A 13,837-nucleotide genomic window follows, 5' to 3' on the forward strand; every position below is an offset into this window, starting at 1 on the left:
CGACCTCGGCACGGGCTGCGGACTACGGCAGGGCGAGATCTTCGCCGTAAGCCCAGACGACCTGGACGCGACCCGGCCAACCCTCCGAGTCGTCCGTCAGGTCAAGCTCGTGCGCGGCGCGCTCATCTTCGCCCCGCCCAAGGGCGGGAAGACGCGGGAGGTTCCCCTCCCCGCCTCAGTAGCTCGCCGCTTGGGCGACCACGCCAAGCAGTACGCGCCCGTAGAGGTCACCTTGCCTTGGGGAACCCTGACCGGCGACGTCACGACAGTCACCCTCTACTTGACGACCCCTGACGGCCTGCCACTCAGCCGCTCAGAGTTCAACCCCCGCATCTGGAAGCCCGCGATTCGCGCCACGGGCATCCCCGACGACCGCCGCAACGGGATGCACGTCCTTCGGCGCACCTACGCCTCAGTTCTCCTGGACGCTGGGGAGAGCATCAAGGCCCGCTCGACCTACCTCGGCCACGCAGATCCGGGCTTCACTCTGCGGACCTACACACACCTGCTGCCGACCAGTGAGGACCGCACGCGCCGGGCCATTGATGCGGCGTTCGGTGAGGACCAGGCCGCCGAGGACGGCCCGGAAGCCGTTGACGGCCTGGAGACGGCATGATCATGGTTCAGCGACCCTCCGGACGACCTAGATTCCAGGTCAGAGCACCTGGGGCCGTCACTTCGCGTTGAAGTAGCTCGCCTCCGGGTGGTGCACCACGATCGCATCCGTGGCCTGCTCCGGCATCAGCTGGAACTCCTCCGACAACTGCACGCCGATCCGCTCCGCGCCCAGCAGCTCCACGATCTTCGCGCGGTCCTCCAGGTCCGGACAGGCCGGGTAGCCGAACGCGTACCGGCAGCCCCGGTAGTCGGTGCGCAGCAGCCCCGCCAGGTCGGCCGGGTCGTCGTCGGCCACGGTACGGCCGCCCGGCAGGGTCAGCTCGGCGCGGATCCGCCGGTGCCAGTACTCCGCCAGGGCCTCGGTGAGCTGCACGGACAGCCCGTGCACCTCCAGGTAGTCGCGGTACTCGTTGCGGGCGAACATCTTCGCGGTGTACTCGCTGATCGGCTGCCCGACCGTGACCAACTGCAACGCCACCACGTCCAGCTCGTCGCCGCGCGGGCGGAAGAAGTCGGCCAGGCAGAGCCGCCGCTCCTGGCGCTGCCGAGGGAAGGAGAACCGGGCCCGCTCGGCGTGCCCGTTCTCGTCCAGCACCACCAGGTCGTTGCCCTCGGCGTACGCCGGGAAGTAGCCGTACACGACGGCGGCCTCGAGCACCTGGTCGGCGATGAGACGGTCCAGCCAGTAGCGCAGCCGCGGCCGACCCTCGGTCTCCACCAGCTCCTCGTAGGACGGTCCCTTGCCGCCCCGCGCGCCGCGCAGCCCCCACTGCCCGAGGAAGGTGGCCCGCTCGTCGAGCAGCGCCGCGTAGTCCGCGAGCGGCACGCCCTTGACGACCCGGGTGCCCAGGAACGGCGGGGCGGGCACCTCGACGTCGGTGGCCACGTCGGAGCGGACCGAGGCGTCGTCCAGCGCCGGCAGCGCCTCGCTGACGATCGCCCGCTGCCGCTCGCGGCGGGCCCGGCGGGCCGCCAGGGCGGCCTCCCGCTCGGCGTCGACCACGGGCGCCCCGCCACGCTTGGCGGTCATCACCCGGTCCATCAGGGACAGCCCCTCGAAGGCGTCCCGGGCGTAGTGCACCTGGCCGGGGAACATCGCCCGCAGGTCGTCCTCGACGTACGCCCGGGTCAGCGCCGCCCCGCCCAGCAGCACCGGCCAGCGCTCCGCGACCCCGCGCGAGGCCATCTCGGCCAGGTTCTCCTTCATGATCACGGTGCTCTTGACCAGCAGGCCGGACATGCCGATGGCATCGGCCCGGTGCTGCTCGGCGGCCTCCAGGATCGCGTTGATCGGCTGCTTGATGCCGATGTTGACGACCTCGTAGCCGTTGTTGGAAAGGATGATGTCGACCAGGTTCTTGCCGATGTCGTGCACGTCGCCCCGCACGGTGGCCAGCACGATGCGGCCCTTGCCGCCGTCCTCGGCGGTCTCCATGTGCGGCTCCAGGTACGCCACCGCGGTCTTCATCACCTCGGCGGACTGGAGCACGAACGGCAGCTGCATCTGGCCCGAGCCGAACAACTCGCCGACGACCTTCATGCCGTCGAGCAGGATGTCGTTGATGATGGACAGCGGGCTGCGCCCCTGCGCCATCGCCGCGTCCAGGTCGGCTTCCAGGCCGTTGCGCTCGCCGTCGATGATCCGCCGCTTGAGCCGCTCCTCCAGGGGCAGCGCGGCCAGTTCCTCCGCCCGGCCGGCCCGCGCCGACGCGGCGTCCACGCCCTCGAAGATCTCGATGAACCTCTGCACCGGGTCGTAGCCCTCGCGACGCCGGTCGTAGACGAGATCCAGCGCCACCTCCCGCTGCTCGTCGGGGATCTTGTTGAACGGCAGGATCTTGCTGGCGTGCACGATGGCGCTGGTCAGGCCGGCCTGGCGGCACTCGTGCAGGAAGACCGAGTTGAGCACCTGCCGGGCGGCCGGGTTGAGCCCGAAGGAGACGTTGGAGATGCCGAGGGTGAAGTTGACCCCCGGCCAACGGCGGGCGATCTCCCGGATCGCCTCGATCGTCTCGATGCCGTCGCGCCGGGTCTCCTCCTGGCCGGTGGCGATCGGGAAGGTCAGCGCGTCGATCAGGATGTCCGCGCGGTCCATCCCCCACCGCCCGGTGAGGTCCTCGATCAGCCGGCCCGCGACCCGCACCTTCCAGTCGGCGGTCCGCGCCTGCCCCTCCTCGTCGATGAGCAGCGCCACCACGGCGGCTCCGTGCTCCTTGACGATGGGCATCACCCGCGCGTACCGGGATTCGGGGCCGTCGCCGTCCTCGAAGTTGACCGAGTTGACCACGCACCGCCCGCCGAGCATCTCCAGCCCCGCCTCGATCACCGCCGGCTCGGTCGAGTCCAGCATGATCGGCAGGGTGGAGGCGGTGGCGAAGCGGCCGGCGAGTTCCCGCATGTCCTGCGTGCCGTCGCGGCCGACGTAGTCGACGCACAGGTCCAGCAGGTGCGAGCCGTCGCGGGCCTGGCTACGGGCGATCTCCACGCAGGCCCGCCAGTCGCCGGCGAGCATGGCCTCGCGGAACGCCTTGGAGCCGTTGGCGTTGGTCCGCTCCCCCACCATCAGCAGGGAGGCGTCCTGGGCGAACGGCACCGGGTGGTAGACCGACGAGACCCCCGCCTCGTGCCGCGGTTCGCGGGGTACGGGGCTCGTGCCGTGCAGGCGCTCGGCCAGGACCCGGATGTGCTCGGGGGTGGTGCCGCAGCAGCCGCCGACCAGCGACACGTCGTACTCGGTGACGAACCGCTCCAGGGCGTCGGCCAGCTCCACCGGGCTCAGCGGGAAGTACGCCCCGTCCGCGGTCAGCACCGGCAGGCCCGCGTTCGGCATCACGGACAGCGGGATGCGGGAGTGCTGGGAGAGGTAGCGCAGGTGCTCGCTCATCTCGGCCGGCCCGGTCGAGCAGTTCAGCCCGATCAGGTCGACCCCCAACGGCTCGATGGCCGCCAGCGCCGCCCCGATCTCGCTGCCCACCAGCATGGTGCCGGTGGTCTCCACGGCGACGTGGCAGATGATCGGGACCGTCCGGCCGAGCCGGGCCATCGCCCGCTTCGAGCCGACCACCGCCGCCTTGACCTGGAGCAGGTCCTGGCAGGTCTCCACGATCAGCGCGTCCGAACCGCCGTCGATCAGGCCCTCGGCGTTCTCCTGGTAGGCGTCGCGCAGGGTCGCGTAGGCGGCGTGCCCGAGGGTGGGCAGCTTGGTGCCCGGGCCGATCGAGCCGAGCACGAACCGGGGCCGCTCCGGCGTGGCGTACGCGTCGGCGGCCGCCCGGGCGATCCGCGCCCCCGCCTCGGAGAGCTCGCGGATGCGGTGCGGGATGTCGTACTCGCCGAGGTTGGCCAGGTTGGCCCCGAAGGTGTTGGTCTCGACGCAGTCCGCGCCGGCGGCCAGGTAGGCCTCGTGCACCCCGCGGACCACGTCCGGCCTGGTGACGTTGAGGATCTCGTTGCAGCCCTCGAAGCCCTCGAAGTCGTCGAGGGTGAGGTCAGCCGCCTGCAGCATCGTGCCCATGGCGCCGTCGGCGATGAGGATCCGGTCTGCCAGCACGTCGAGCAATGAGGTCCGCACGGGGTTCAGGTTAGTGCCGCCGCGACCCGATGGGTTCCCCCGTGCTTGTCTTCCCACATTCTGTCAGCGGGATCACGCCGTCCGGTTCATCGCGGTATGACCGGCCGACGTCGGGCCCGACCGGCGCGGCCGACGGGCCGCTTCCCGCGCCGGGACGTAGGCTGACGGACGTGAAGGACTACAGCGACAGCACCACGCCCGGCGGGCGGGCGACCGGGTACGGTCCCGGCACCGCCCCCGACGAGCAGGGTGAGGTGACGGCGTGACCGAGTTCGACGGACTGCCGGTGCTGCGGTCCCCCGTGGCGATCGCCGCGTTCGAGGGTTGGAACGACGCCGCCGACGCGTCCACCGCCGCCGTGGAGCACCTGGAGCAGGTGTGGCAGGCCCGCCAGGTCACCGAGCTCGACCCGGAGGACTTCTACGACTTCCAGGTCAGCCGCCCCACCATCACGATGGCCGAGGGCGAGACCCGCCGGGTGGAGTGGCCCACCACGCGCTTCATGGTGGCCAGCCCCGAGGGCACCGAACGGGACGTGGTGCTGATCCGGGGCATCGAGCCGAGCATGCGGTGGCGCACCTTCTGCGAGCAGGTGCTGGAGATCTGCCACAGCCTGGAGGTCGAGCGGGTGGTCGTGCTCGGTGCCCTGCTGGCCGACGTGCCGTACACCCGGCCGTTGCCGATCAGCGGCAGCGCCTCCGACGCGGAGGCCGCGCAGCGCTACCAGCTCACCCCCACCCGATACGACGGCCCGACCGGGATCGTGGGCGTGCTGCACGACGCCTGCAACCGCGCCGAGGTCGACGCGGTGTCGTTCTGGGTGCACGTGCCGCACTACGCCAACAACCCGCCCTGCCCGAAGGCCACCCTGGCCCTGCTGCACCGGGTCGAGGAGGTGCTCGACCTGCCGGTGCCGATGGCCGACCTCGCCGAGGAGGCCGCCGAGTGGGAGCAGCGGGTGCGCAGCGCCGCCGAGCAGGACGCCGAGCTCGGCGAGTACGTGCGCGAGTTGGAGGAACGCGTCGGCGACGCGGGCATCACCCCGCTGACGGGCGACGAGATCGCCCAGGAGTTCGAGAAGTACCTGCGCCGCCGCGGCGGCTCCGCCGGCCCGACCGCCGGCTCCTGGTAGCGCCTCTCCCCTGCCTGCCCCGGGCCCCGGACGTATCTCGTCCGGGGCCCTTTCCGCGTGTCCGGGGTGGCGCCGTCACCACCTCTACGGCATCCTAGGAACCTAGCTGTGATCGAGGAGGCGGGCATGCAGATCAATCCGGGGGCGGCCGAGTTCCCGCACCGGCAGATCGCCGCGCAGCTCAAGGCGCAGATCCGCCGCGGTGACTGGGGGCCGGGCGAGCGGCTGCCGTCCATCCCGGCGATCGCCGAGATGTTCGGCGTGGCGAAGCAGACCGTGCAGCGGGCCGTCGACCAGTTGCGGGTCGAGGGCATCCTGATCACCAAGCCCGGCTCCGGGACGTACGTGCGGGGCACCCGGCGGCGGCTCAACCGGCTCTCCCGGGGCCGGTACGGCGGCTTCCGCGGCTACCACACCGACCTGGCCGCCCGGTACCGGCAGCAGCTCGTCTCGGTCGGCCGGGCCCCCGCCCCGCCCGAGGTGGCCGACGCGTTCGGCGTGGCCGACGGCACCGAGCTGCTCTGCCGGCGCCACCTCGTCCGCACCGAGGACTCGCCGGTCGAGGTGGGCGCCTCGTGGTTCCTGCCCGCCGACACCGCCGGCACGTCGCTGGAGCGCGCCGAGGCGTTCGGCCGGCCGCTCTACCAGGAGGCCGAGGAGGCCACCGGCCGGCGGTACGTCTCGGCCACCGACACGATCAGTGCCCGCCAGCCCAGCCGGGAGGAGGCGGAGATCCTCCAGATCCGTCCCGACACCCCCGTGCTGCACCTGCTGCACGTCGCGTACGACGGCCACCGCAAGCCGATCGAGGTCGCCCAGGCGACCTGGCCCGGCCCGGTCACCACGCTGACCGAGGAGTACAAGATCCCCTCCCCCACCCCGGCCCCGGACCCCGACCCGGGGCTGGTCCTGGGCTGACGCCGCCCCTCCCGCCTCGCCCGACCGCGATCTTGCACTTACCGCCGGGAGAAGGCGGACACACGCCGCGCGTCGAGGGCCGAAAGTGCAAGATCGCGGTCGGGACCGGGGCGTGGGGAGCGAGGGCTGGGTTAGAGGCGGATGCCCAGGAGGGCGTCGAGGGTGTCGGCGAAGAGGGTGGGGGCGGCCGGGTCGGTCGCGGTGCCGGAGAGGGCAGCCACGGCCCACTCGTCGGCCAGCACCAGGGCGCCCGGCGAATCGAGGTCGTCGGCGAGGCGGGCGCGTACGCCGGCCAGGAACGCCTCCCCCGACGGGCCGGCGGGCGCGGCGGCGGCCTGCCGCCAGCGGGCCAGCCGCTGCTGCGCGGTCGCCAGCAGCTCGTCGGTCCAGGTGCGGTCGGCGCGGTAGTGCCCGGACAGCAGTGCCAGCCGGACCGCCATCGGGTCGACCCGGTCGGCGCGCAGCCTGGAGACGAAGACCAGGTTGCCGCGGGACTTCGACATCTTCTCGCCGTCCAGGCCGATCATGCCGGCGTGCACGTAGTGGTCGGCGAAGGGCGCCGCGCCGGTGAGCCGCTCGGCGTGCGCGGCGGAGCACTCGTGGTGCGGGAAGATCAGGTCGTTGCCGCCGCCCTGCACGTCGATCCGGTCGCCGAGCAGGTTGAGCGCGATCACCGCGCACTCGATGTGCCAGCCGGGGCGGCCGGGACCCAGGTCGCCGCCCGGCCAGGAGGGCTCGCCCTCGCGGGCGCCGCGCCACAGCAGCGGGTCGAGCGGGTCGCGCTTGCCGGCCCGGTCGGGGTCGCCCCCGCGCTCGGGGAAGATCTCCAGCATCTGCTCGCGGGACAGGTTGGACTCGTAGCCGAACCGGGGCGCGGCGGCGATGTCGAAGTAGACGTCGCCGGTGCCGTCCTCCAAGCGGTACGCGGCCCCCTCCTTGAGCAGCACGAGGACCTTCTCGGCGATGTCGGGAATGGACTCGACCGCGCCCACATAGTGCGCCGGCGGGATGATCCGCAGCGCCTCCATGTCCTCCCGGAACAGCGCCGTCTCGCGCATCGCCAGGACCTTCCAGTCCTCGCCGTCGCGCTCGGCCCGCTCCAGCAGCGGGTCGTCGATGTCGGTGACGTTCTGCACGTAGCGCACGTCGAGGCCCGCGTCCCGCCACATTCGCTGCACGAGGTCGAACGCGATCATGGTGGCGGCGTGGCCGAGGTGGGTCGCGTCGTACGGGGTGATGCCGCAGACGTACATGGTCGCGGTGCCGGACGGCTCGCTCGGCCGGACGCCCTGCCGCGCCGAGTCGAACAACGCCAGTGGCCCGCCCCTGCCCGGCAGCCGCGGCACCTCGTGCCCCACCCAAGAGTCCATGACCGTCAGCCTAACCAGCCGCCGGACCCGGACACGGCCACCCCACAAGTGATCATCGTGACAGCCCCGCCGGAGCGGTGTCGGGCGGTCACATGGGGGGCCAGGGCACCGCCGGCCAGTCCTGCGGCGGCTGCGGGAAGCAGCCGGTGTGGCGCATCCGGTCGACCCGGGCGGCCAGCTCGGCGATCTCCCCGATGGTGAGGTGGTCGGCCAGTTCCGCGCCGAGCGCGCCGGCGAGCTGGCCGGCGAGCGCGTCGAGCATCTCCACGGCATCCCCCGGCAGCGGCCGGCCGGCCCAGCCCCAGAGCACCGTGCGCAGCTTCTCCTCGACGTGGAAGCTCACCCCGTGGTCCACGCCGTAGATCCGGTCGTCCGGGCCGACCAGCACGTGGCCGCCCTTGCGGTCGGCGTTGTTGATCACCGCGTCGAGCACCGCGAGGCGGGCCAGCCGCGGGTCGTCGGCGTGGGCGAGCGCGTAGGGCGTGCCGTCGTCGTCTCGGGCCGCGGCGATCGGGAACCAGCGGGGCGGCAGCGCGTCGGCCGGCACGAAGCCGACCAGCGGCTCGGCCTCCGCCGGCTCGTCGATCCAGAGCTGGCACGACCCCGGCCCCAACGGGCCGTCCCGCAGCACCGTGGGCGGGACCAGGTCCCACCCGGTGGCTCGGGAGACCATGTAAGCCGAGACCTCCCGGCTGGCCAGGGTGCCCTCGGGGAAGTCCCACAGCGGACGCTCACCCCGCACGGGCTTGTAGACGCACCGCGCGGTCGCCCCGTCGAGGGTCAGGATGCCGCGCAGGGTGGTGTTGGAGGCGTCGACGAGTCGCCCCTCCAGGTCGAGCCGGCCGTCGCGGAGCAGTCGGAGCGCGGCGTCGCCGTCCTGTCGGGGCTGGAGTTCCGACGAGGTCACCGGTGATAACCGTTGTGGCGCGGGCAGAGGTGACCCGCCGGGTCGAGCGGCTGGCCGCACAGCGGGCAGGGCGGGCGGCCGGCGTTGACCACCCGCCGGGCCCGTTCGATGAACGCGCGGGTCGCCTCGGGGGTCAGCCGCACCCGGAGCCGGTCGAGGTCGTCGTCCGGCTCGTCGTCGACGTCCTCGTCGTCGTCCGGCTCGCCCAGCTCGACCTCGGCCTCCGCCTCGCCGGCGGCGATGGCCTCGATCACCACGGTCACGGTGTCGACGTCGAAGGCCAGCCCGAGCGTGCCGACCCGGAACTCCTCGTCGACCGGCGTGTCCAGCGGGTCGTTGTCGCCGACGGCGGCCACCGGCTCGGGCAGCTCCACACCGAAGCGGCGCTGCGCCTCGGAGAGCAGCTCCTCCAGCTTCTCGGCGAGCAGCGACACCTGGACCTTCTCCAGCGCGACGCTGACCAGCCGGCCGCCGCCGCGCGCCTGGAGGAAGAACGTGCGCTCCCCGGGCGGCCCGACGGTCCCGGCGACGAACCGCTCCGGCGGCTCGAAGGCGTGCACCTGGTGGGTCATACCCACGACCCTATCCGGCGCGCCACGGCACCGCGTACCCCACCGACGCGAATCGCCGCGCGCCCGCCGCGCCCGGCTGGGCGGCGGCCGGGCCCGGGCGTGGCGGTGGGCCGCCGCCGGGCCGTCACCGGCCTGCCCCCGCGCCGCCGCCCACCGCCGCGTCGGAGTCGGCCGCGCCGGCGGCCCGGGCCGCCCGGCGGCGTCGCCTGGGCGGCGGCGGCACCAGGGCGGCCAGGTCGCCGCCGGTGTCGTTGAGCCGCACCAGGAACGGCCGCAGCGGGGTGTAGCGGATCGCCGTCACCGACGCCGGATCGGCCACGATCCGCTGGAACAGGTCCAGGTGTACGCCGAGCGCGTCGGCCACGATGGCCTTGATCACGTCGCCGTGGCTGCACGCCAGCCACACCGCCTCCGGGCCGTGCTCCGCGGCGACCCGGGCGTCCCACGAGCGCACCGCGGCGACCGCCCGCGCCGCCATCGCCGCCATCGCCTCCCCCTCCGGGAAGACCGCCGCGCTCGGGTGCTGCTGGACCACCGGCCAGAGCGGCTCCTTGGCCAGCTTCTTGAGCGGCTGTCCCTCCCAGGTGCCGTAGCCGCACTCGGTCAGGCCCTCCTCCACCGTCGGGGTGGCCCCGGGCAACGCCAGCTCCACGGTCTGCCGGCAGCGGATGAGGGGGCTGGTCACCACCGCCGCCAGCGGCACCGGCCGCAGCCGCTCGCCCACCGCGGCGGCCTGGGCCCGGCCGGTGTCGTCCAGCTCGACCGGCTGGCGGCCGGCCAGCCCGCCGTCCGCGTTCGCGGTCGTCCGGCCGTGTCGCAGAAGCAGAAGGGTCGCCACGGTGACACCCTATGATCCTGCGCCCGGCGGCGGGCGTACGCGGCGTCCGTCGCGGCCGCCGCATCCGGCCCCGCACCGACCAAGGTGGCAAGTGATGTTTGCCGGGCTGGCAAACTGGCGGCATGGACGACGATCTCGACCAGGCGCTCGGCGCGGTGGGACCCCGGCTGCGCGCGCTGCGCCGGCAGCGCGCGACCACGCTGGCCGACCTGTCGGGGGCGACCGGCATCTCGGTGAGCACGCTGTCCCGGCTGGAGTCCGGCTCCCGCCGGCCGACCCTCGAACTGCTGCTCCCCCTGGCCCGGGCCCACGGCGTCACGCTCGACGAGCTGGTCGGCGCTCCGCCCACCGGCGACCCGCGCATCCACCTGCGGTCCGTCACCCGGCACGGCATGACGATGCTGCCCCTGACCCGCCGGGCCGGCGGCATCCAGGCGTACAAGCTCGTGATCCCGGCCAGCAGCTCCCGCCGGGAGCCCGATCCGCAGACCCACGAGGGCTACGAGTGGCTCTACGTCCTCAACGGGCGGCTGCGGCTCGTCCTCGGCGAGCGGGACCTGGTGCTCTCCCCCGGCGAGGCGGCCGAGTTCGACACCCGGGTGCCGCACTGGTTCGGGGCCGCCGACGCCGAGCCGGTCGAGTTCCTCAGCCTGTTCGGCACGCAGGGCGAGCGGGCGCACCTGCGCGCCCGTCCCAGGGCCACCCCCTCGGAGGAACGGGACGGGCGCTGACCCCGCCGACGGTCTGCACGGCCCGCCCCGGACCCGGGCCGGCCCCCGTCCGCACGAGGCGGAGGCGGGGGCCGGCGGGGCTGCGGGGCTGCGGGGCGGGTCAGGTGGCGCTGATGGTGCCGGTCATCAGCAGGGCGAGCACCAGGGTGCCCAGCGCGACCCGGTACAGCACGAAGACGTACAGGGTGTGGTGCGCGACGTAGCGCAGCAGCCAGGCGATGGCCGCGTACCCGACGCCGAAGGCGATGATCGTGGCCACGACCATCTGGGCGACGCTCGGCACCGAGGTGCCGGGGGCCGCCGGCTCGAAGACGTCGCCGACGCTGAAGATCCCGGACATCACCACCGCCGGGATGGCCAGCAGGAACGAGTAGCGCGCCGCCGCCTCCCGGGTGAGGCTGAGCAGCAGCCCGGCGGTGAGCGTGCCGCCGGAGCGGGACACGCCGGGGATCAGCGCCATCGCCTGGGCGAAGCCCATCACCACGCCGTCGCGCATCCGGAAGTTCTCCAGCGTGCGCGTCTGCCGCCCCCAGTACTCGGCGAACGCGAGCACGAACGCGAAGACGATCAGCGTGGTGGACACCACCCAGAGGTTGCGGCCGGCGGTGCGGATCTGGTCCTTGAACAGGAAGCCGAACAGCCCGATCGGGATCGAGCCGACGATCACGTACCAGCCCATCCGGTAGTCGAGGCTGGAGCGGACCGACTTGTCCCGGATGCCGACCAGCCACGTCCGGGTGATCCGCCAGATGTCCTTGGCGAAGTAGATCAGCACCGCCGCCTCGGTGCCCAACTGGGTGACCGCGGTGAACGACGCCCCGGCGTCGCGGTCGAAGAAGATCGCCGAGGTGATCCGCAGGTGCCCCGACGAGCTGACCGGCAGGAACTCGGTCAGTCCCTGGACGATGCCCAGGACGATGGCCTCGACCCAGGTCACTCGCCGACTCCCGAGAGCTCCAGCGCCTCGGCGACGGTACGCAGCGTCTGCACGCCGCTGTCCCGGTCCGCCGCGAACAGGGCCACCGACAGGGTGGTGACGCCGGCGGCCGCGTACTCGCGCATCCGCTCGGCGATGCGCTCCTTCGGGCCCAGCAGCGAGGTCCGGTCGATGAACTCCATCGGCACCGCCGCGGCGGCGTCACGCTGCCGCTTGGCCAGGTAGAGGTCCTGCACCTCGCGGGCGGCGTCGCCGTAACCCATCCGGGTGGCGAGCTGGTTGTAGAAGTTCTGCTGCCGGCTGCCCATGCCGCCCACGTAGAGGGCCGCGTAGAAGCGGACCAGCTCGGCGCAGGACGCGACGTCGTCGCCGACCACCACCGGCACGGACGGGACCACGTCGAAGCCGGCGAGTTCCTTGCCGGCCTTCGCCCGCCCGGCCCGGACCGACGCGAGCTGCTCCTCGGCGAACTCGGGGGCGTAGAAGACGGCGAGCCAGCCGTCGGCGATCTCCCCGGCCAGCTCCAGGTTCTTCGGGCCGACCGCGGCGAGGTAGATCGGGATGTGTTCGCGCGGCGGGTGGAAGCCGAGGCGCAGCGCCTTCCCGGGCCCGTCCGGCAGCGGCAGCGTGTAGAACTCGCCGTCGTACGCGACCTCCTTGCGGGCGACGGCCAGCTTCACGATGTCCACGAACTCGCGGGTCCGCGCCAGCGGCTTGCCGAACCGCACCCCGTGCCAGCCCTCGGAGACCTGCGGACCGGACACCCCCAGGCCGAGCCGGAACCGGCCGCCGGAGAGCGAGTCGATGGTGGCCGCGGTCATCGCGGTCATCGCCGGGGTGCGGGCGGGGATCTGCATCACCGCGCTGCCCACGTCGATCCGCTCCGTCTGCCCCGCCAGCCAGGCGAGCATGCTCGGCGAGTCGGAGCCGTAGGCCTCCGCCGCCCACACCACCGAGTAGCCGAGCCGGTCCGCCTCCTGGGCGAGAGCCAGGTGATCGGCCGGCGTGCTCCACGCCGTCTGGTATCCGAGGCTGAGCCCGAGTCGCACTAAGGTCCTCCCCCATCCGCACCACAGGTCGCATCAGGTTACGCAATGCGGGAGAACGCCCCGATCACCGGCTCACCGCAACCGGGGGGCGACCCGAGCGGTCGGAAACACGACGCGCCCGGCAGACTTGACGGGAGCGAGGATGTCCGCGCGGCCCGGTTCGAAATAAGGTTCACCCATGCAACAGCGACCGCTCGGCCGAAGCGGGCTGGCGGTTTCGCGGCTCGCGCTCGGCACCATGACGTGGGGCCGGGACACCGACGCCGACGATGCGGCCGCCCAGCTGAAGAGTTACCTCGACGCGGGCGGCAACCTGATCGACACCGCCGACGTCTACGGCGACGGCGACGCCGAGTCGGTCATCGGGTCGCTGCTGGGCACCCTGGTGCCGCGCGAGGAACTGCTGATCGCCACCAAGGCGGGGCTGCGGCCGGGCAGCGGCCGGCGCCGCGACGGCTCCCGGGGGCACCTGCTGCGGACGTTGGACGCCTCGCTGCGCCGCCTCAACACCGACCACGTCGACCTGTTCCAGGTGCACGGCTACGACCCCGACACCCCGCTGGAGGAGACCCTCGCGGCGCTGGACCACGCGGTGGCCAGCGGCCGGGTCCGCTACGCCGGGGTGTCGAACTTCTCCGGTTGGCAGACCGCGCGGGCGGCCGCCTGGCAGGCCGCCTGGCCGGGCCGCGCCCCGGTGGTGGCCGCGCAGGTGGAGTACTCGCTGCTGGAGCGAGGCGTGGAGCGGGAGGTGCTGCCCGCGTGCGAGGCCCTCGGGCTGGGGGTGCTGCCCTGGTCGCCGTTGGGCCGCGGGGTGCTCACCGGCAAGTACCGGCACGGCCGCCCCGCCGACTCGCGGGCGGCCTCGCCGCACTTCGAGCGGTTCGTCGCCACCTACCTGGAGCCGCGCTGCTCCAGCATCGTGGAGGCGGTCGCCACCGCGGCCGGCGGGCTGGGGGTCTCGCCGCTGGAGGTGGCGCTGGCCTGGATCCGCGACCGGCCCGGGGTGGTGGCCCCGATCCTCGGCGCGCGGACAGTCGGGCAGTTGCTCGGCGCGCTCCAGGTCGAGCGGATGACGCTGCCGGAGGAGATCATCACCGCGCTGGACGACGTGTCGGCCGTACCGGTCGGCTACCCCGAGCGCGACGGCTGACCTGCCCCGCCGCGACGGCGCCAACGTGTCGGAAATCATTGACA

11 protein-coding genes and 1 pseudogene are annotated in these 13,837 nt (G+C 73.2%); 5 read left to right on the forward strand and 7 right to left on the reverse strand.

Features of this window, described 5'->3' with window-relative positions; translation table 11 throughout:
- Window positions 1–10 precede the first annotated feature (10 nt).
- Window positions 11–616, forward strand: a pseudogene (locus tag ACGF5G_RS13290) (tyrosine-type recombinase/integrase); the annotation flags it as partial.
- A gap of 57 nt (window positions 617–673) precedes the next feature.
- On the opposite strand, the gene metH reads toward ACGF5G_RS13290, so the two are convergent.
- Window positions 674–4,189 carry a methionine synthase gene (gene metH, locus ACGF5G_RS13295; RefSeq protein WP_393262264.1) on the reverse strand — a complete coding sequence of 1,172 codons (3,516 nt, stop codon included), beginning with the start codon at window positions 4,187–4,189 and terminating at the stop codon, window positions 674–676.
- A gap of 262 nt (window positions 4,190–4,451) precedes the next feature.
- Here metH and ACGF5G_RS13300 point away from each other — a divergent pair, with 262 nt between their 5' ends.
- Window positions 4,452–5,321: a PAC2 family protein gene (locus tag ACGF5G_RS13300; protein ID WP_357093678.1), complete on the forward strand. Its 870-nt coding sequence runs from the start codon at window positions 4,452–4,454 to the stop codon at window positions 5,319–5,321.
- A gap of 126 nt (window positions 5,322–5,447) precedes the next feature.
- The gene (locus ACGF5G_RS13305) at window positions 5,448–6,239 is read left to right on the forward strand and encodes a GntR family transcriptional regulator (RefSeq protein WP_393262267.1); all 792 of its coding nucleotides are present in this window, start codon (window positions 5,448–5,450) and stop codon (window positions 6,237–6,239) included.
- A gap of 131 nt (window positions 6,240–6,370) precedes the next feature.
- Here ACGF5G_RS13305 and mshC read toward each other — a convergent pair whose 3' ends face one another.
- From mshC to ACGF5G_RS13325, 4 genes are all read right to left on the reverse strand, one after another.
- A complete protein-coding gene (mshC, locus tag ACGF5G_RS13310; RefSeq protein ID WP_393262270.1) occupies window positions 6,371–7,609 on the reverse strand; it encodes a cysteine--1-D-myo-inosityl 2-amino-2-deoxy-alpha-D-glucopyranoside ligase in 1,239 nt (412 codons plus the stop codon).
- 88 nt (window positions 7,610–7,697) lie between these two features.
- On the reverse strand, window positions 7,698–8,516 hold the full coding sequence (locus ACGF5G_RS13315) for an SCO1664 family protein (RefSeq protein ID WP_393262272.1): 819 nt from the start codon (window positions 8,514–8,516) through the stop codon (window positions 7,698–7,700).
- On the reverse strand, window positions 8,513–9,088 hold the full coding sequence (locus tag ACGF5G_RS13320) for a DUF3090 domain-containing protein (RefSeq protein ID WP_393262275.1): 576 nt from the start codon (window positions 9,086–9,088) through the stop codon (window positions 8,513–8,515). Before ACGF5G_RS13320 ends, ACGF5G_RS13315 begins: the two co-directional genes overlap by 4 nt.
- A 124-nt stretch (window positions 9,089–9,212) precedes the next feature.
- Window positions 9,213–9,926: a histidine phosphatase family protein gene (locus tag ACGF5G_RS13325; RefSeq protein WP_393262278.1), complete on the reverse strand. Its 714-nt coding sequence runs from the start codon at window positions 9,924–9,926 to the stop codon at window positions 9,213–9,215.
- A 122-nt stretch (window positions 9,927–10,048) separates the two neighbouring features.
- Between ACGF5G_RS13325 and ACGF5G_RS13330 the strand changes: the two genes are divergently transcribed.
- On the forward strand, window positions 10,049–10,657 hold the full coding sequence (locus ACGF5G_RS13330; protein WP_393262280.1) for a helix-turn-helix domain-containing protein: 609 nt from the start codon (window positions 10,049–10,051) through the stop codon (window positions 10,655–10,657).
- Between the two features lie 100 nt (window positions 10,658–10,757).
- On the opposite strand, the gene ACGF5G_RS13335 is transcribed toward ACGF5G_RS13330, so the two are convergent.
- Together ACGF5G_RS13335 and ACGF5G_RS13340 are read right to left on the reverse strand one after the other, a co-directional pair.
- Window positions 10,758–11,594, reverse strand: coding sequence for an undecaprenyl-diphosphate phosphatase (locus ACGF5G_RS13335; protein ID WP_357696942.1), 837 nt, complete (start codon window positions 11,592–11,594; stop codon window positions 10,758–10,760).
- Entirely contained in the window at window positions 11,591–12,643 is a 1,053-nt protein-coding gene (locus ACGF5G_RS13340) for an LLM class F420-dependent oxidoreductase (protein ID WP_393262283.1), read from the reverse strand. The genes ACGF5G_RS13335 and ACGF5G_RS13340 overlap by 4 nt, the downstream gene beginning before the upstream one ends.
- Window positions 12,644–12,821: 178 nt before the next feature.
- On the opposite strand from ACGF5G_RS13340, the gene ACGF5G_RS13345 reads away from it, so the two are divergent.
- Window positions 12,822–13,793: an aldo/keto reductase gene (locus ACGF5G_RS13345; RefSeq protein ID WP_357696938.1), complete on the forward strand. Its 972-nt coding sequence runs from the start codon at window positions 12,822–12,824 to the stop codon at window positions 13,791–13,793.
- The last annotated feature ends 44 nt before the right edge of the window (window positions 13,794–13,837 follow it).

The sequence above is a fragment of the Micromonospora sp. NPDC047730 genome (assembly GCF_043204765.1).
In the GTDB taxonomy this organism is placed as follows: domain Bacteria; phylum Actinomycetota; class Actinomycetes; order Mycobacteriales; family Micromonosporaceae; genus Micromonospora.